Annotated in this window: 27 protein-coding genes; all 27 read left to right on the top strand. The window is 57.7% G+C overall.

Annotated features, from left to right (window positions below; translation table 11 throughout):
- Positions 1 to 608 precede the first annotated feature (608 nt).
- The 27 genes from ACW5W8_RS16825 (at position 609) to ACW5W8_RS16695 (ending at position 17,385) form a co-directional block, all read left to right on the top strand.
- Entirely contained in the window at positions 609 to 908 is a 300-nt protein-coding gene (locus ACW5W8_RS16825; RefSeq protein WP_447995921.1) for a hypothetical protein, read from the top strand.
- A 56-nt stretch (positions 909 to 964) separates the two neighbouring features.
- On the top strand, positions 965 to 1,555 hold the full coding sequence (locus ACW5W8_RS16820) for an HAD family acid phosphatase (RefSeq protein ID WP_498628942.1): 591 nt from the start codon (positions 965 to 967) through the stop codon (positions 1,553 to 1,555).
- Positions 1,552 to 1,800, top strand: coding sequence for an ANR family transcriptional regulator (locus tag ACW5W8_RS16815; RefSeq protein WP_498628940.1), 249 nt, complete (start codon positions 1,552 to 1,554; stop codon positions 1,798 to 1,800). Before ACW5W8_RS16820 ends, ACW5W8_RS16815 begins: the two co-directional genes overlap by 4 nt.
- Positions 1,784 to 2,068, top strand: coding sequence for a hypothetical protein (locus tag ACW5W8_RS16810; protein ID WP_498628938.1), 285 nt, complete (start codon positions 1,784 to 1,786; stop codon positions 2,066 to 2,068). The genes ACW5W8_RS16815 and ACW5W8_RS16810 overlap by 17 nt, the downstream gene beginning before the upstream one ends.
- On the top strand, positions 2,002 to 2,643 hold the full coding sequence (locus ACW5W8_RS16805; protein WP_498628936.1) for a hypothetical protein: 642 nt from the start codon (positions 2,002 to 2,004) through the stop codon (positions 2,641 to 2,643). Before ACW5W8_RS16810 ends, ACW5W8_RS16805 begins: the two co-directional genes overlap by 67 nt.
- Positions 2,643 to 3,014 carry a hypothetical protein gene (locus ACW5W8_RS16800; RefSeq protein WP_498628934.1) on the top strand — a complete coding sequence of 124 codons (372 nt, stop codon included), beginning with the start codon at positions 2,643 to 2,645 and terminating at the stop codon, positions 3,012 to 3,014. The genes ACW5W8_RS16805 and ACW5W8_RS16800 overlap by 1 nt, the downstream gene beginning before the upstream one ends.
- Positions 3,011 to 3,529, top strand: coding sequence for a Mu-Gp12 family protein (locus ACW5W8_RS16795; protein WP_498628933.1), 519 nt, complete (start codon positions 3,011 to 3,013; stop codon positions 3,527 to 3,529). The genes ACW5W8_RS16800 and ACW5W8_RS16795 overlap by 4 nt, the downstream gene beginning before the upstream one ends.
- Before the next feature lie 14 nt (positions 3,530 to 3,543).
- On the top strand, positions 3,544 to 4,758 hold the full coding sequence (locus ACW5W8_RS16790; RefSeq protein ID WP_498628931.1) for a hypothetical protein: 1,215 nt from the start codon (positions 3,544 to 3,546) through the stop codon (positions 4,756 to 4,758).
- Positions 4,755 to 5,738, top strand: a complete 984-nt coding sequence (locus ACW5W8_RS16785; RefSeq protein ID WP_498628929.1) for a hypothetical protein — start codon at positions 4,755 to 4,757, stop codon at positions 5,736 to 5,738. Before ACW5W8_RS16790 ends, ACW5W8_RS16785 begins: the two co-directional genes overlap by 4 nt.
- Complete coding sequence (locus ACW5W8_RS16780) at positions 5,735 to 5,941, top strand: hypothetical protein (protein ID WP_498628927.1); 207 nt, start codon at positions 5,735 to 5,737, stop codon at positions 5,939 to 5,941. The genes ACW5W8_RS16785 and ACW5W8_RS16780 overlap by 4 nt, the downstream gene beginning before the upstream one ends.
- A 90-nt stretch (positions 5,942 to 6,031) precedes the next feature.
- Complete coding sequence (locus ACW5W8_RS16775) at positions 6,032 to 6,397, top strand: DUF3283 family protein (RefSeq protein WP_498628925.1); 366 nt, start codon at positions 6,032 to 6,034, stop codon at positions 6,395 to 6,397.
- Positions 6,387 to 7,007 (top strand): hypothetical protein, encoded by a 621-nt coding sequence (locus ACW5W8_RS16770; RefSeq protein WP_498628923.1) that lies wholly within the window; start codon positions 6,387 to 6,389, stop codon positions 7,005 to 7,007. The genes ACW5W8_RS16775 and ACW5W8_RS16770 overlap by 11 nt, the downstream gene beginning before the upstream one ends.
- Positions 7,008 to 7,046: 39 nt before the next feature.
- On the top strand, positions 7,047 to 7,238 hold the full coding sequence (locus tag ACW5W8_RS16765) for a hypothetical protein (RefSeq protein ID WP_498628921.1): 192 nt from the start codon (positions 7,047 to 7,049) through the stop codon (positions 7,236 to 7,238).
- 489 nt (positions 7,239 to 7,727) lie between these two features.
- The gene (locus ACW5W8_RS16760; protein WP_199416499.1) at positions 7,728 to 7,949 is read left to right on the top strand and encodes a hypothetical protein; all 222 of its coding nucleotides are present in this window, start codon (positions 7,728 to 7,730) and stop codon (positions 7,947 to 7,949) included.
- Between the two features lie 40 nt (positions 7,950 to 7,989).
- Positions 7,990 to 8,427 (top strand): transglycosylase SLT domain-containing protein, encoded by a 438-nt coding sequence (locus ACW5W8_RS16755; RefSeq protein ID WP_498628919.1) that lies wholly within the window; start codon positions 7,990 to 7,992, stop codon positions 8,425 to 8,427.
- Positions 8,424 to 8,951 (top strand): hypothetical protein, encoded by a 528-nt coding sequence (locus tag ACW5W8_RS16750; protein ID WP_498628946.1) that lies wholly within the window; start codon positions 8,424 to 8,426, stop codon positions 8,949 to 8,951. The genes ACW5W8_RS16755 and ACW5W8_RS16750 overlap by 4 nt, the downstream gene beginning before the upstream one ends.
- Positions 8,848 to 9,060: an Rz1-like lysis system protein LysC gene (gene lysC / locus ACW5W8_RS16745; RefSeq protein ID WP_498628944.1), complete on the top strand. Its 213-nt coding sequence runs from the start codon at positions 8,848 to 8,850 to the stop codon at positions 9,058 to 9,060. The genes ACW5W8_RS16750 and lysC overlap by 104 nt, the downstream gene beginning before the upstream one ends.
- A complete protein-coding gene (locus tag ACW5W8_RS16740) occupies positions 9,044 to 9,388 on the top strand; it encodes a hypothetical protein (protein WP_498628917.1) in 345 nt (114 codons plus the stop codon). The genes lysC and ACW5W8_RS16740 overlap by 17 nt, the downstream gene beginning before the upstream one ends.
- Positions 9,385 to 9,666, top strand: coding sequence for a hypothetical protein (locus ACW5W8_RS16735; RefSeq protein ID WP_498628915.1), 282 nt, complete (start codon positions 9,385 to 9,387; stop codon positions 9,664 to 9,666). Before ACW5W8_RS16740 ends, ACW5W8_RS16735 begins: the two co-directional genes overlap by 4 nt.
- Positions 9,667 to 9,823: 157 nt before the next feature.
- Positions 9,824 to 10,324, top strand: a complete 501-nt coding sequence (locus ACW5W8_RS16730) for a hypothetical protein (RefSeq protein WP_498628913.1) — start codon at positions 9,824 to 9,826, stop codon at positions 10,322 to 10,324.
- Entirely contained in the window at positions 10,321 to 12,276 is a 1,956-nt protein-coding gene (locus ACW5W8_RS16725; protein ID WP_498628911.1) for a terminase gpA endonuclease subunit, read from the top strand. The genes ACW5W8_RS16730 and ACW5W8_RS16725 overlap by 4 nt, the downstream gene beginning before the upstream one ends.
- A 9-nt stretch (positions 12,277 to 12,285) precedes the next feature.
- Positions 12,286 to 12,501 (top strand): gpW family head-tail joining protein, encoded by a 216-nt coding sequence (gene gpW / locus ACW5W8_RS16720; RefSeq protein WP_498628909.1) that lies wholly within the window; start codon positions 12,286 to 12,288, stop codon positions 12,499 to 12,501.
- On the top strand, positions 12,498 to 14,006 hold the full coding sequence (locus tag ACW5W8_RS16715) for a phage portal protein (protein ID WP_498628907.1): 1,509 nt from the start codon (positions 12,498 to 12,500) through the stop codon (positions 14,004 to 14,006). Before gpW ends, ACW5W8_RS16715 begins: the two co-directional genes overlap by 4 nt.
- Entirely contained in the window at positions 14,003 to 15,253 is a 1,251-nt protein-coding gene (locus ACW5W8_RS16710) for a head maturation protease, ClpP-related (protein ID WP_498628905.1), read from the top strand. The genes ACW5W8_RS16715 and ACW5W8_RS16710 overlap by 4 nt, the downstream gene beginning before the upstream one ends.
- A 39-nt stretch (positions 15,254 to 15,292) precedes the next feature.
- Complete coding sequence (locus ACW5W8_RS16705; protein ID WP_447995942.1) at positions 15,293 to 15,670, top strand: head decoration protein; 378 nt, start codon at positions 15,293 to 15,295, stop codon at positions 15,668 to 15,670.
- A gap of 71 nt (positions 15,671 to 15,741) precedes the next feature.
- Positions 15,742 to 16,758, top strand: coding sequence for a major capsid protein (locus ACW5W8_RS16700; protein WP_498628903.1), 1,017 nt, complete (start codon positions 15,742 to 15,744; stop codon positions 16,756 to 16,758).
- A gap of 60 nt (positions 16,759 to 16,818) precedes the next feature.
- Positions 16,819 to 17,385, top strand: a complete 567-nt coding sequence (locus tag ACW5W8_RS16695) for a hypothetical protein (protein WP_498628901.1) — start codon at positions 16,819 to 16,821, stop codon at positions 17,383 to 17,385.
- Positions 17,386 to 17,387: the final 2 nt, after the last annotated feature.

Here is a 17,387-nt window from a genome sequence, read left to right as displayed (position 1 = left end):
GCCCCTGCCCCTGCCCCTGCCCCTGCGCTGGTAGGCATGTAGCACACCAACAGCACGCCACAAGTCGCCACTGAGGCACGCAACAGACGTGCTACAAGCGACCTTCTGCCGTTTTTGTGTGGCACGTCAATGACGTGCCAGAAAAAGGTTCTTCTGGGCCGTCCCCTGCCACGAGGGGGGCGGTGAGCGCGGGGGGCCTCTGATTTTTGCAAAAAAAAATGCCCATCCATTTCCGGTTCCGGTAGCACCGAAAATCAAAATTTGGATGATAGGCAAGCCATTGAATGGAAAAGAGATAGATAAAGGGTGAGTTATTGCAATATGCAGTGCTGTATATAGGAAACAAACCATAATATGCTTATTTGCATATCCTAAATTTTGATATTAAGATTGTTACCGTATGGACACAAAGCAAAAGAGTCGCGGCGGCCCAGGGAAGAAGCGAGAAAAAAGCCAATTCCGCACCGCCCTTGAACAGAAAGGGTGGGCAATGAAAGAGCTTGCCGACCGGTGGGGAATAACCCCCATCAGCCTGAGCCGCCAAACCAAGGAACCTGATACCAAGACCTGGGACGCCCTGAACGGGCTACCTGACAAAAGAGGTGGGAATGAGCAAGCAAACGAAGCCACGGATCAGGCTGGAGACGCGCCGGGAAAGACTGCTTGAGCGGGCTCTGGAGCTGAGCACCACCAACCAGTATTGCACCTTGACGATGCGCCAGCTGGCTGATGCCGATGGATGCGGGAAAACGATGCTTTACCGGGCCGTGGGGAACAAGCAGGAGGTGCAACGGGCGATAGAGCTTTACGCCCTGGAGAAGGGGCCGGGCCACCCAGCCGCTTTGGTTGTGCTGAGACAGATGGCCGCCATGGGAGACCAGCGAGCCATTGAAGTGATCGGATCTTAACACTGCCGTTGGCAGACAAACGGGGCCGCCAGCCCCGCACTGATGGAGAAAATACGATGACCGAACTGATATACCCAGACAGCAAGATCTTGCTGGGGGTAGATGCGAGCAGCCAGATGCTGCTGGCCTGTGACATAGACGGCACCCTGGTAAACAACCTGGGTCGCGCTGACCTGATGCCGACCAGCAATCTGCACGATCCCCAGTCATGGGAAAACTTCAACCAAGCATGTGAACAGGACAGACCGATCCGGTACCGCCTGGCCATGCTACACCTGTTGGCCCCCCACTATCAGCTGGTTTATCTGACTGGCCGCGCCCGCACCTCAATGGCCAGCACCCGATCCAGCCTGAAAGCCATCGCCGCCCCCCCGGCCCCGCTGTTTATGCGCGATGACAACGATGGCCGAACCGCTGCGGAGTACAAGGCCGACCAGATCCGCCGCCTGCTGACGATTTTCAAGAAAGAGCCCCATGAGCTGGTGCTGATCGATGACGACAGCAGCATTTGCGACCACATCCGGGCCACGTTCCTTGGCGCCACCATCATCCAGGTACCCAGCGAGTGCGCCGCCCAGCTGCGGGCAGAGGGAACGCTGGTACACCACCTGCAACAGCACCAAAAAGGCAAGGAAGCCCAGGCATGACACCGGGAAAAGAGACCAAGGCCATGGCGCCGAGGGAGGTCAGAGAGGCTTACCGCTCTGTCTCCAGCGCCGCCGCCATGGCCGAACGGCATAAGCACTGGTGCGAGGCCGCGAAATATTGGCGAGAAGCCAAAGGGTTAGCCACCACCCAAGCGGATCGAGACCACTGCCAGCGCCGCAACGATTTTTGCACCAATCAGCACAAAAGAATGATTCAGGAGATTCAAAATGGACTTGATAACTGAGATCCCGGTGACATTCACCAAATCAGGCGAGTTTTCCCACCCAGGCATCCCGAAAAGCTGGGACGAATCGACCACCCAGGCGGAAATCAACGCCTGGCTGGCTGAGCAGCAGATCACCCAATATCTGCAAATCGACCTGATCGATGCGCTTGCAGATAATCGAGATATCAGCGAGGAGAAATCCGCCGAACTGGTGGCCGAGTGGCAAAAGACGGGGATCTGCGGTTGCTGCCGGTACCGCGCCCGGTTGGGGAAGGGTGGTTTTTGATCGCCATCTATGACACCGAGGAGGGGCCATTTGCCTGGTGGGTTACTCGCCATACCGAACAGCTGGCCAGCGATGCGGAACAGGTGGGGCAAAATGCGCCACCGCGCCCGGAGCTGACAGAGGAACAGCTGAAACAGCTGGCGCTTGAGCTGGTCAACAGCCTCTATCCGAACGGTGCCGACCAGGTTGATAAAGAGCAGGCCGCCGCTGATATCTGCGCGGAATACTTCTTTTGCATGGATGGCTATGAGCTGGCCAAGGCGCTGGATGATAACCACGGTTGGGATATCACCAGGGACATGATCGATACCTTTGACTCGTTCAACTACATGGTTTCATCAGCCCAGGATCAGCTGGAGCGGGATTGGGTTAGCGTGTACGGCATTCAGGCCCCCTTGGCAGTCGGCCAGCGGGTGACAGTACAGCGCAGCCAGGGCGGCGGCACCGGCACCATCACCGAGGTCAATTATGATGGCCGGGCTCGCTACCTTGTCCAGCTCGATGAGGAGAAGAACCCCAACAGCAAGGCTATTGTGCGCTATGAGGACGCCACCGCGCTGGAGGATGGGAAGTGATGAAAGACCCCGCACTGGTCACCATCAAAGGGGTGACCGTCCAGCTCAAAAATGCCGAAGTGCTGGCCGCCATCATCAGCACCAAGGGCAAGAAGCAGATCGACCTGGCCAAAGAGACCGGCGCCTCTGAAAAGACCATCAGCGCCATTATCAAGCGATGCTTGGCAGCTGGTCTGCCTGTTAATGGATCAACCCGCAACGTCCCGGTTATCGGTACCAGTGAATATGACGGCACCGAATACCGTTGGGACAGCGTAAGCGCCACCGAAAAAGACAACTTTTATCCCCCATTAGTCTCTGAATGCCTGCAAGGCCGCCGTGAGAATTACGCTGGCTTTACCTGGAGACATGCCACGGAGCCAAGATCATGACCCGCTATTACAAAACCGATAATCCCGAAGTTCTGGCCATCCATGCCCAGATAGAGGCTGCCAAAGATGTGCTTTTGGCGGGTGCAAAGGCAGTGGCCGCCGAGTTCAATGGGCGCCCCATGTTCAGCCACAACCTTCATTCATATGAGTTCGCCAACCTGGTGCTCAACGACTACTACGACCGTGCTGATCGGGATTTTTGGACAAAACCGAACCGCCAAACCCAGATATCCAGCCCGAGAACGTCAAAAGTGAAGGGAAAGGGCCAGGAACAGGCTGATTTCATCAAAAAATACTACGAAATGGCCCCTAAACCGGTCGATTTAGAGCCGCTTTACAAGGCTATGGGTACCGACTGGGGCAACCTGGTTTTTTCCGGTTACACCATGTTTTTTGTCGATGGAACGCTCTATTTCGGCACTTCTGCCGCTCTGGGCGAGGTGATGACGGAAATCATGGGCAGTGAGTTCGATACGGCCAGATTGCGCTACCAGCAGGCGCAGAAAGCGGCCTGAAACAGGGATTTGTTATGACTACCGAGACCAAAATGAACGCAAGCGAGGCCCTTAGCCGGGCCCATACAACGCTGGCCAGCCAGATCGGCATGATCATGGATATGCCGCCCAACTCAGCCAAGACCGCCATCGGTGCATTCGGCACCTTGCTCCAGGCCAACGTTCAAATGGTGCTGGAGTGCATCAACAGCGACATAGATGACTATGAAAAGCTGTGCGACATGGCGGAAAAGCTCGATGAGGATCTGCTCCAGTCACAAGCCAAGCGAAATGAGTTGCTGAGCCAGATTGCCAGCCTCAAGAGCGAGCAGGAGGCGGAGAAAGCAGCCCTGTTGGGCCAGCTGGAGGAGGCAGAGCGGGCGGTGCAGGATGCCCAGAATGCCGCCGCCAAGGCAGAACAGCAGCGCATCGCCGCCAACCTGGCGCAGCGCAACGCCGAACGGGAGCTGAAACAGCTCAAGGAGCTTGACCCGGTAGGGTTGAAAAACAAGCTCAAGGCCAAGAATGTGCGGGTAGATGAGCTGGTGAGTGAAACGGTGGCCCTCAAGAATGACGTTAGCCACTACCGGCACCAGATCAACCAGCTGAATAGCCGACTCACATCCGCGCTGGCCGCCATTGACGAGCAGGATGCCGAGCTGTTGCGCCGTCAGGAGATCATCAACGAGCAGGCCACCTACAAGCATTTCGAGCTGCTATGGGGTGAGCACCTGCGCAAGGATTACCGCGATGATTCCGGGGCGCTCTGGTGGGTTTACCTGCTGGCACAAGGGGCCAACACCAACAGCCAGGAATTTATCAACGATCTGCCCTGGAAACTGCACCTGATGCGGGCGGATGGTTCTGGTTGCAGCATCATGATCAGCCAGTGGCTGATCCCCATCCTGCCAGCGGTACCGGCTGCCGACATAGCGCCGATGGATGCTATCAAGGACATGCACCACTTCATCATTGATGCGCTCCAGTATAGCCATCCCCACCTGTTGGCCCGCGCCGAGTGGGCGCAAGAGCTGCCAATCAGTGAGCTTGGGCTGACCCCCAAGCTGACCGAGGCGCTGATCGCTGGCGGGATAAGCAACATGTGGGAAGCGGCCCGCCGCCAACCCAGCGCCTTGATGCAGATCAAGGGAGTAGGACACAAAGGGGCAGAGCAGATCCGCAATGCCTGCACCGTCAAGGCCGCCGCCTGGCTGGCCCAATACCAACAGCAGCAGCAGGAGGCAGCATGAAACCAAGTAGCGATCCGGTCGATCTCCAGCGCCGCCTGGATGAAGCCGTGGCGGTGATGGGCCGGTTACAGGTGGAGCGCGATACCATGCTGGCCGAACAGAAGAAGTGGCGGGAGGCGGCTCAGCAGGCCGCCGAATACATCAGCATGATCCCCCTGCATACCGCAGACAGTCATGCCCTGCACTTTACCCAGCAGGCCACCAACTGGCTGACCCCGTTGGCCGCCGATGCTGAGCGGTTAGACCTGGTTTGCCAGCTGGTCGAACAGCTGCAAGATGCTACCGCCCAGGTGTGCGAGTTGTCCGATAAGGTGAGCCGGTTCAATTTGGCATCAGGCGCCGTCTGCCAAGACTATGCGGAGCAGATGGAGGCATGGGCCAACGGTACCGATGACTATCTGATCCTGAAACCCGGCGAGGTCGATGTGAAGGCGGCCTTGGTGCTGATCTGGGGTGAGCAGACAGATCGCTACCTGGACGTTATCGAGCACGGCCAGAATATCCTGGATCTGGCTCGCCGCACGGCGACCCTGCTGAGCCGCGAGAGCGCTCTGGCCAGCATCAGCGATGACCTGCTGGCTCGCACCGATGCGCTGGAGAAAAAGCTGGGCGGGATACCGTTCATCAGTGCCGATGCCAGCCTGTTGGACTCCCTGCTAAAGGACAAAGCGGTACCGGGGCAAATAGTGGCCATGGATCCTGTCGAACTGTGGCCCGGCCCCTGTTTCCTGCCGTCAAAGAGCGCTGGCAATGTGCTGCCAGAACCCAACGAGATCGTGCATATCCACTTGGCCAGCACCGGGGCATGGCATCCGTATCGGGTGAGAGGGTTCTATGCCTGGCCAGACCTTGGCGGCAATCAGTCGCTGCATCGGGTATTTGTCGATCTGGTGAGTGAGACCGGCGCCGCCAACAGCCGCTTGCTGTGCGACATTCGCCGCAACTACGTCCCGGAGTCGGAACAGGAGCCATCGGCATGATTGAGATCACCGACTCAAGAGGTCAAAAGCACTTCCTTTCACCGAATGCGATAGCCAGGGTCAGCGAACCCTGTTTATCGGCCAAGTGGAATGGGGTTCGCGCCTATGTTCAGCTGTTCGATGGTGCCGAGATATCAGCGGTCACCGCCATGGAGTCGATAGTCAACCAGATGAAGGAGCAAAGCGGATGCGCTCCTTGCTGATGGTGCTGCTGATGCTGGCCCTGCTGTTCATGGCCAGCAGACTGACGGCAGGCGTACAACCGGTGGCCTGGCAATGTGCCGGTGGCCACCATGTTTAACCTGGCCAAGCTGCCGCCGTCTGAGCGGCTTGCTATCGAGTTGGATAAGCAGGCCCGCTATCTGTTGTGGCAGGTGGGGAACGGCAAGGCCCAGCGCGAACAGATGCTGGGGCAGCTGCTCAAACACCAACACCATGAACAGCTCAGCGCCAGAGTCGCGGAGCTGGAGCGGGAAGAACTGAACGCCAAGGCCGACCAGCTGATCACCTTGGCCATGACCAAAAAGATAGGCCGCCTGGCCATTCAAGACGCGATCAATGCAACCCCCCTAGAGCATCAAGATTACTTTCGGGGGGCCTTGAATGAGCGGAGAGAGGCGGCTAAACAGCAGGATAAGGAGACCGAACATGCAGAATGAACGCAAGGTGAGTAATGGGCGGATGACGGTAGAGACGATCAACCAGCTTGCCGTGGAAATATTCGAGCAAAACCGCGCTGTAGGTTGGTGGGATGACCTTGATAGATGCCCGTTCCAGACCCTGCAACTGGTTAATACCGAGATTGCCGAGGCTACAGAGGGCGACCGAAAAGGGTTGATGGATGACCACTTGCCACACCGCAAGATGGCTGAGGTTGAGCTGGCCGACACCATGATCCGGGCGCTTGATTTCGCTGGCCGCTACGGTTGGCGTTTTTCGCCAAGATTGACGGTTGACCGGGATTCATACCTTGGCAAGTTCGTCCATATGGTGACAGGTCACAGCACCATGGCAGTCAAGCACCTTGGCTTGACCGGCATCAACTGCCTGCTGGCATCGAAACTTTGGGGGAACGAAATCCACGGCATGGGGCATCGCATCCTGCGCCAGCCGGTTGAATATGACTTCCTGATTGATATGTGCCTGACGGTAGCAGAGGCTTACCATTTCGACCTGGAAAGCGCCATTCGTGAAAAGCTGGTCTATAACGCCAAACGAGCAGACCACAAGCGAGAGAACCGGGCAAAAAGCGGTGGGAAGATCTATTGATGGCGTAGTTTTTGACATAAAGGCAATGCGAGGTGAGCAATGGAAAAACAAAAGGGATTTGCAGCTGAGTTAGAGGTTGAACTGTTAGCCAAGAAGCACTTGGAGGCATACCTGAATGAGTGCAATTGCCAGTCTAAAGAGGATGCATTGCGGGCGATAGAAAAAATGGTTGGGATGGGAATGCACTGTCATGATGTTGTTGAAAACGGAATAGCCGTACCAGTGCAGTGACATATGGGCGCTGGATATAGGCCGAAAAACAAACAGCTTGAACATCTTTTTCGGTATGCTATGTTTAACGGGAACCTATGCAGCCGGACACTATAGCGAACCGGATCGGTTTGACAGGGATGTGGACTTGAGCCCGTCAAACTTAAACAGAGGGAAGGTTGGGAGGTATCCTCACGGAGGTCAGGCCCTAGTCCACCGACCAAGGAAAGTTACCGGCAAAGCCAGCGAAAGCTGGCTTTGTTCGTTTTTGTCTCCAGATGCTGGAGTGTTATCCAGTAGATATGTTCGCCATCTACCCTGGGGCAAAATGCCCCGTAACGAAAAATATCAAAATGTGACACTTATCTTATCCGCATATTGATTTTTGACGGTATAAGCGATAACGTTTATCCATCGTGGGGTAATTCCCGGATACATGTGACTCAAGTTAGTGATCAGTTTTCAAGGGCCCGCAGCTGCGAGCCCTTTTTTTATACCTGGAGGTTACCTATGTCGCCGGATTTCATGTTGCTGATCATGCAGGTGCTCAGCTCGCTGGTGCGCGTCTGCATCATGCTGCCGCTGCTGTTCTGGGTGATCAAGAAAATCGACAACATCACTGATACCGATGTTGATACCTGGTGGAGTAAAGCCGATGCGCATTCTCAGTCTATTTATCTGTCTGTTCGCTTCACTGTGGTCGCTCTACTGCTGGCCATCACCATGGCCTAACCGGTATGACCTACAGATCCGCGCTGCATCCCGCGAGTGGATGCCGATGCTAGACTGGCGGTTATACAAGGCCCAACTGATTCAGGAGAGCCAGCTCAACCCGAACGCCATCAGCCCGGCAGGGGCCAGGGGCATTGCCCAGTTCATGCCGGGTACCTGGGCCGAGTGGCAACAGGTCAGCGGCACCCTGGCAGGGCCCCATGATGCGGGGGAGTCCATCAAGGCCGGAGCCTGGTACATGTACCGGCAGCGGGCCATCTGGAAAAGCCCGCGCCCGGAGGAAGATCGCCACAACCTGGCGCTGGCCAGCTACAACGGCGGCGCCGGTAACATCATCAAGGCCCAGAAGCTGTGCGGTGGGCCGCCGCTCTATGCGGAGATCATGGCCTGCTTGCATCAGGTCACCGGGAGACATGCCAAGGAAACCAGAGGCTACGCCCCGGCCATTCGTCTCATCTACAAAAGGCTGACCCTATGAGCATTGTCACCAAGCCGCTTGCGCCATGGATCTGGCCAGCGGCTTTTCTGATCCTGGGCATGGTAGCCATCGCCACCCTGGGCAATCTGGCCACCAACTGGCTGGAGCAGCGGCAACAGGCCAGCAAGCTCGATGACCTGCAACAGCAGCTAGGCACCACCAAGCTGGAGCTGCAAGCCACATCCAGCGCCCTGGCTACCGAACGGAGCACCACGGCAACCTTGAAAAGGGCCCTGGATGACGAATTGAAGGCGCAGCAAGAGGCCGAGAAAAGGCACCTGGCGCTTAACGAAGCATTCACAGAGTTACAGGGGGCGATGGAGGCCCTAGAGAATGAGCAACCTGATGTTAAGGCTTGGGCTGATGCTCCTGTGCCTCTCGCTGTTCAGCGGCTGCACCGCGAAGCCAGAGACCGTTATCGTGGAAAAGACTATCACGCAAACAGTGCTGCCACCGGCCAGCCTGATGCGTCCCTGCCCGCTACCGGAGCCGAGCGGCCCATTGGCAACGAACCGGGACATTGACCGATACATGAAGCAGCTTTACCTGGTGATCGCCCTGTGCGACTACGACAAGGCTTTGCTGCGAGACTGGCGAACCGCCAGAGGGGGGCAAGATGGCCGAACCGAGTAGCACCAGCCAGCTGCCTGGCCATGAGATTAACATCGCCACGGCGCTGAAAGTAGCCGGGTACCTGTTCATTGCGCTCCAGTGCATTGTGGTCTGGCAGGGCAAGCAGATGCTGGACACCCAGAAAGAGCTGGTAAACCAGGGGGCCAAGGCGAACGAACGGATTGCCGTGATGGCTGCCAAGCTGGCCAGCTCTGACGAGCGATTCACCACCATCGTCAACGACCTAAAGCAGGTGGATACCAACACCAGCAAGGCCATTGAATCGTTGAATGACGATACCCGCGACCTGGATCGCCGGGTGTCAAAGCTGGAGGTAAGCAAGGGATGAGCACCACCTATAGCGCGATTGTTGAGCTTGAGACGAACGCCAATCAGCTGCTAACCCGATTATCGGCGGCCAGCAATGCCGGTGAGTCGGTCAAACATGCCCGCGCCTGCCTGCAAGAGGCGATTGAGCATCTGGTCTATGCAGCCAGAGAGGAGATTGCCAGCGAGGGGGTTTGCTACGAGTGCAGCGAGTGCGGCAAAACCTTCCCGCTGCATTTTGGCAGCCTGGGCTGCCCCAACGAACACGAAGTACCTGCCACCCTGTTCACCCGAAAGTGACGGTTTGCCTCTGCGGAGGCTTTTTTATTCCACTGCGGGGCATTTTGCCCCGCCCCATCAATGCAATGGCGTGGGCCCGGAAACGGTAGCGCTGCCAGCTCTTTTTGGTTCACCCCTCAAGATGCCGGGCCCACACCATTGCAAGGGAGTTTTGACCATGGCGACCCAGACCGAAGTGGCCGAGTTCATTGGTTTGACCGACCGGCAGATCCGCAACCTGCAAGCTCAGGGGCATATGCACCGCTCATCCGGGCGAGGGGGCATGAACCTCCAGAAAGCGGTGCAGGAATACATAACCTATCTCAAGGCAGGCCGAGCCATGGAGGAGGGCGGCCCAGCTGACCCTGATGAGAACGGTGGCAGTGAGCTGGATAGAGAGCGCAAGCGGCTCAATAACGAGATCATCAAGGAACGGCTCAAGGCCCTGCGCAAAGAGAACGTCCCTGTTTGGTTGCTGACAGACTCCCTGGTTCGAGTGGTTGAACAAATCGGCGCCCGCTGCGACAGCATGTTGCAAAAGGTGAAGTTGGCCAGCCCGGATATGCCAGAGCGGGTGCTGAACGTCATTAACAAAGAAATCGTGACGCTCAAAAACAGCATTGCGGCCATCGACATCGATCTGACTGACTATGAGCCGGAGGATGAGGAGGACGAATGAGCTGTGCCCCCTCGATAAGCATCAAAACGGTTCGCCGCAATATCCGCCAAATTCTGGCCCAGCTGACCAGTAAAGAACCCATCACGGCGGTGGCCTGGGCAGATGAATTTTTCAAGCTATCACCGGAGTCCTCATATACCTCTGGTGACTGGGAAACAGACCCGTTTCAGATCGCCATCCTCAACGCCATGGGCTGCGATGATGTGCATGAAATCTACCTCTACAAGGGCGCCCGCATCGGTTACACCAAGATGCTGTTGGCGGCCATGTTCTACCTGATCGAGCACAAGCGCCGGAACGTTGGTTTCTGGCGGGAGGACGATAAGGCGATAGAGAAGTTTGTCGCCACCGAGCTGGATCACGCGCTGCGGGACTGTAAAAAACTCCACCCGATTTTCCCCAGTGTTGGAAAAAAGGGGCCCGGCAATACGGTAAACCTCAAGACCTTTATCGGGGCAACACTGCGCTGCCAAGGCGGTCAGTCTGCGGGGAACTACCGGGGCGACTCTGTTGATGTGGCCATAGGCGATGAGATCAACGCCTTTGTGACCAACTTGCAGGGCAAGAGCGGCAAAGAGGGGTCTCCATGGCCGCTGATGTTCAAGCGCACCAACGGCTCAGCCTGGCCCAAGAAGATTCTGGGTACCACCCCTACCAAGACCGGGGAAAGCCACATTGAGCGGCTATCCAAGAAGGCAAACCACCATCTGCGGTTCCATCTGCCGTGCCCCCACTGCGGTGAAGAACAGCACCTGGAATGGACGAGTAGAGAGGCGAGTTACGGGTTTAAGTGGGACAACCGCGACCCGGACACCGCCCGCTACCGCTGCCGCAGTTGTGGCGAGGACTTCACCCACTCCGATTACCTGGAGCTTGCCCGCCAAGGGATATGGAAAGACCCGGACACCGGGGTATGGACGCGAAACGGGTTGGACTATTTAGACCATCGCAACCAGCCGATCCGGGCCCGCCGCATCTGTTTTTATGTGCCGGGCTACCTGTCAACCCGCGACCCATGGCGAAACATGGTGCAGCGATGGTATGACGACAAGGATGACCCGCTGACCCGTCAGGCATTTTTCAACACGGATCTGGGGGTGGACTACACCCCGGCAACCGGTGAAAAGCTGGATCACTCGCTGCTTATCGACCGGCGCGAACGGTGGATGGCCCAGGTGCCAGCTGGCGGGCTCTATCTGACCAGCTTTACCGATGTGCAAACCAGCTCACGCCTTGAGACCACCACGGTGGCCTGGGGGGAGGAGGAGGAGTATTGGGTGCTGGATCATGTGATCCACCCCGGTGACCCCAGCCAGCAAGAGGTGTGGAACAACCTTGAAAAGTACCTGCGCCAGCCATGGATGCACGAAAGCGGGGTTGAGCTGCGCATCAGCAGGATGGGGATTGATACCGGTGGTCATAACTGGGATGAGGTCATTGACTTTGCCAGCCGGTTCCCGCCGCACCAGGTAATACCCTGCAAGGGCTCCAGTGTTTATGGCGATCCCATCGCCAACTATCACAAGACCACCAAGGGGAAAAACATCGGTACCTGGCTCTGCCATATCGGTACCGATAGTGGCAAAGAAACCATGTTCAGCCGCTACAAACAACCGCGCCATGGCACTGGCCCACAACCCCGTTACATGCACCTGCCTATCGCTGACTGGTGTAACGAGAAGTGGGCCAAGCAGGCGACCAACGCCATCAAAGTGCTGGTCGATAATGGCCGCAAGCTCCAGTTCGTTTTCAAGATGCGCAGCAGCACCGAAGGCGATGAGGCGCTGGATTGCCTGGTCGGCAACCTGGCGATGATCCGCCTATCCAAGCAGATGTTCGCGCTTGATCTCAAGACGCTGGCGCAGTCGATGCGGCAGCTGATCCAGGGGAAGGCGCAACGTACCAACAAGCCGCGCCGCAGTCGTGCCGGTCGCGTTACCGGAGGCGTGTAAGGAGCCACCATGAGTTATACGCAAGCAGACCTTGATGCTATCCGCAATGCAATGCGCAAGCTGGCCATCGGGGATCGAGTGGGTGAGTTCCAGCATGGTGGTACCCGTATCAAGTACGGTGATGTGACCATGAAGGAGCTGGAGGCATATGAGAAAGAGATCCTGCGCCACCTCAGCCCACGGCGCAGAGTCGTTTACATCCGATCTGACAAGGGGCTGACATGAACATCAAATCGGTTACCCATAAGTCACGGATATCCGGTGGTGTGTCGCAAGGCCCCCGCATCAAGGCCCAGTTTGAAGGAGCAGGGCAGGGTTACCGGATGGGCGGCAAAGGGTTGGGTACCGGTGGGATCAATCATGAGCTGAGCCGGTCACTGTCAGCCCTGCGGCGCCGTTCCATCCATGCCATCCGCAATCACGCCTATGCCAAGACCGCTTGCAACACCTACGTGGATAACCTGGTCGGGACGGGGATCACGGCCAAATGGGCAGACCCTATCCTCCAGGCCCTGTGGGATTGCTGGATCAAGCATTGTGATGCGGATGGTCTGGACAATATCGGCGGCCTGCAAGCTCTGGTTGCGCGGGAGTCATTCAGCGGTGGGGAGTCACTGACCAAACGCCGGTTTGTCAGCATCAACGAGCACCCAGGCATTGTGCCGCTGCGGTTGCATGTGCTGCCGTCTCACCAGCTTGATGAGCGATTTAACGACCCGTTCCGCAACATCGTTCAGGGGGTGCAGTTCTCCAGTGATGGCGAACGCACGTTCTACCACCTCAACCAGTCGGGGGATATCAGCCCGCTGGCATCGTTGAACCGGATCCGCGTACCTGCCGCCGACATGATTCATCTGTTTGACAGAACGGAGGCCGGGCAGGTGCGCGGGGTGCCGGAGTTGTCGGCCATCCTGGTCAGGCTGTACGAGATTGATGAAATGCAGGATGCCATGCTGGTCAGGGCCAAAGTATCGGCGCTGTTTGGCGGTTTCATCAGTCGCAAGACGCCCCAGGCTGGGCTGCCGCTAGAGAGCAACCAGGTAGCAGGAGCGGGGGACGTTGGCCAGCCAGATGGTGAAACGGATGGCGGTGACCCGATTGAACGGATCACCCCTGGCGGCCTTCACTACCTCTATGACGATGAGACCATCGAGTTTCCAGACCTGCCTGATATTGGGCCGAACCATACGGTTTGGCTCAAGACAGAACTGCGGGCCAGTGCCAAGGCTGCCGGGATGACCTACGAGCAGATGACCGGCGACCTGGAGGGTGTCAGCTTTTCCGCCCTCAAGTTCGGGATGCTGGATTTCCGCCGCCGTATCGAGCGCCTGCAATGGAACCTGATGATCGCCCGCTGGTGTGAAAAGGTCGCTCGCTGGTTTGCCGATGCGGCAGTAATGGCTGGAATGGTCAGCCTGCCGGGGTACTGGAGTAATCCCCATGCCTATATGCCGACCTGGATCCCGCCCAAGTTCGAGAGCGCCGACAGGCTGAAAGATGTGATGGCGGATGTGATCGAAATGCGAGCCGGTTTGGAAACCCGCAGAGACAAGGTTGCCCAGCGTGGCAACGATATTGACCGGGTGGACGAACAGTTTGCCAAGGAGCAAAGCAGCGAACTGGTGTTCGACTCGAACCCTGCGGCAACGGACAAAAATGGCGGCCTGCAAGAGGTAATGACTCTCGCCAGCAATGTGCTGCAAACAGACCCAGAGGAAAAAGCGAAATGAAAAAAACCATACTGGCGCAGAAGCTGGAGGCGGCGGCCAAGCTGCTGGCCGGTCACCCGGTAAAGGTGGCCGCCTCAGCGGATGGTACCCGCGCCGAAGTCATGATCTATGACGTTATCGGGGAAGATTATTGGACGGGTGGCGGGGTCACTGCCACGGCCATAGCGTCATTGCTGAACGAGTTGCGCGGTACGGATCTGCTGGTTCGCATCAACAGCAAGGGCGGCGATGTGGTGGACGGTACCGCCATTTACAATTCGTTCAAACAGCATGATGGGGATGTGCTGATGCGGATTGAAGGCTGGGCCTGCTCCATGACCACTGTTATCTCAGCAGCAGGCAACAAGGTGGAGGCATACCCCAATACCATGTTTATGGTGCATCGCGCCTCATCCGGGGTTTGGGGTAACGCCAAGGCGCTGCGCCAGCGGGCCGCCCTGCTGGACAAGATTGATAGCCAGATGGCCGGGATCTACGTCAGCAAGACCGGCAAGAGCCTGGAGGAGATCAACGCCATCATGGATGGTGATATCGAAGATGCCTCCTGGATGACAGCCGCCGAAGCCAAGGAGTCCGGTTTCATTGATGAGGTGCTGGATGGCGAGGGTAAGGCGGTTGCACTGCTCGATAAAGAGAGTGCCAAGGCCCTGGCCCCAGACGAAGGCGCCCAGTTGATGCCGACTGCCGATCTTCCTGACAACCTGCCGCTGGTTGCCCGTCAGATCATCCTACCCATGACCATGGCCGCCCTGCCGCCGAACATCAGCGCCGTACTGGGCAATACCAGCCCTGCCGGGGTGGTGCGTATGGATGGCGCATTTATCGCCATCAACGCCAAGGAGCTGGAGGATGAACCTGATGCAACAGACCCGCCAGCCGATGACCCGGCAGATAATCCTGGTGGTGACACAGCGGGCGACCCACCTGCTGATCCACCTAGCTCCCCAGCAGGTGATGACGAGGCCGACACCCCGCCAGCCGATGCCAGTGATAAGAACAAGGATCCCATCCTGGCAGAACGCGAGCGGGTCAAAGCCATCAGGGCCGCAGCCACGGCAATGGGGCTGGAGAAGATGGCCGATCACTACATCGACAACGGGGCCAGTGCCGAGGAGGCCAACAAAGCCTTTTTGGCCATCAAGGCGGCGACCCAGGACAAGATCACCAGCCACCACGATAGCGGCCTGGGTGACCAGGCTGAAAAAAACACCGCGATGTGGGCCAACGCCTACAAACATTTGCAGTAATCCGCGACCCCACACCAATCCATCAAGGGACACATCATCATGATGAAGAAAGACCTTATCGTTCGCCCTGGCGAACACCTGATTTTTGAAGTTCACCCCGGCATGTGCCGCACAACCGGCAAGCTGAAAGCGGGCGCCAATTACCCCACCGCCATGGTGCTGGGCAAGGTCACCGCCACTGGTGAACTGGTCTCCTGGGATCCTGCTGCCTCTGATGGCAGTCAGACCGTTGAGGGGGTGTTATATGGCGGGGTAGATGCGACCACGGCTGCGCAAAAGTGCGTCTATAGCCGTTCGCTGACGATGATGCTGGCCAGCAAACTCCAGTTCAAGGCGGGGCTCAATGACGCCAACAAGGCGGCGGCCATCAAGGCGCTGGAAGCCAAGCAGATTTTCATGAGTGCCGAGATCGTCTAATCGGTCTGACCACTCAACACCTTTTGACGGGGCCTGATGGCCCCGTTTCCTTTTATTGCAGGAGCAGCACAATGATTCTGACTGACGTTTTCAATAATGACGCCTTCTCGATGACCACGATGAGCGGCGAGATTCAGAAGGTATACAACCCCAGCTTGAGCATCCTCAAGAGCGGGCTGTTTACCGCCAAACCGATCAACACCCGATCTTTCATCATGGATGTGAAAGAACACCACTTCAACATCCTGCCGTTGCAACAAGTGGGCGAGCCCATCCCGCAGCGCTCTTTCAAAAAGGGCGCGATGACCCAGATCCCGACCTACCGGATCGGGGAAGGTACCAAGCTGATGGCCGCTGAATTGGCGTTCCTGCGCCAGTTCGGTACCGCTGATGAAATGGTGGCCGCCGCCGTGACCGAGGTAGCGGTGCGCCAGCAAGCGCTCCTCACTGACCATGATGCGACCCTGGAATACATGTACCTCAACGCACTGGATGGCAAGGTGGTGGATAAAGACGGCACCGTGCTGATCGACATGTACGATCTGTTTGACCTGTCTCGCCCGGCATCGGTCGCCCTGCCGCTCAGCACCGCCAAAGATGGCGATCTGCGCGAGCTGATTGAACGCCAGATCTGCATCAAGATCGAAGATGCAGCCGCTGGCGCCCAGTTCAGCACCATTGACGCCAGCTGTGGCGAGGATGCCTGGTTTGCGCTGATGAAAAACCCCGAGTTCCGCGAACTGCAAAAGATTGCGGAGAACGTGGCCGCCATGGGCGGTTCTACCCGCAACGTGCCGGTGCAGTTTGCCGGGGTCAACTGGTCGCGTTACCAGCGCGATGCCCAGGGCAAGATCAGCCTGCCAAGCGATAAGGTGAAGTTCTACCCGAGCGGCAAGGGCAACACCGTATTCCAGGATGTGATGGCCCCCGGCGAAACCTTTGCCGACCTGGGCAAATACGGCTCACCGATCTATTCCCGCATCATCCCGGACACCAAGCGCGACAGCTATGTCGAGCTGGAGGTGATGAGCTACCGCATGGCGCTCTGCACCCGCCCGGAAACCCTGCGTTCCGGCCACATTCTGTAATCACTGGACGGGCGGGGCAAAATGCCCCGCCCCATTCCACCCGGATAGGGAATAGATGCCATGACGGTAAAAGAGAAACTGAAATTGCTTGGCGTGACCGCCAACCAGATGAAAGGCATGGACGAGGCCACCTTGCAGGGGCTGCTGGATGATAAAACCCTGGAGCTGACCAGCACCGGCCAGCCCCTGCCATGGGTAATCAACAGCGACCCGCTGCCGCCTGGTGACTCGTTGCCGCCGACTGGTGACCCGCTGCCGCCGACTGGTGACCCGCTGCCGCCGACTGGTGACCCGCTGCCACCGACTGGTGGAGAGGGTGAAGCGTTCTCGTTGGCCGCCAGCGACCTGCTGAAAAGCGGCTCCATGCAACCCCAGCTCAACCAAGGTGGCGACCAACCAGACCAGGATGACGACCAGCTGAATCCGCGCCTGGCTGGTCTGGAGTTGATGACCACCAAGGCGACAGCCCGTTATGGGTTCCGTGGCCCGGCGAAAGATTTTTGCATGGTCAACGGCAAGCCGGTCGAGCGTGGCGAAGAACTGGATGTGCTGGCCGGTGACGAACTGCGGCTGGGTGAGCTGACCTATGACTGGCTGGATGAGCAATCCCTGATCATCAAAGGCTGACC

It is taken from the genome of Aeromonas aquatilis (assembly GCF_054052405.1).
Note: the sequence above shows the minus strand (reverse complement) of the source record. Positions and strands in the feature narration are given on the sequence as shown.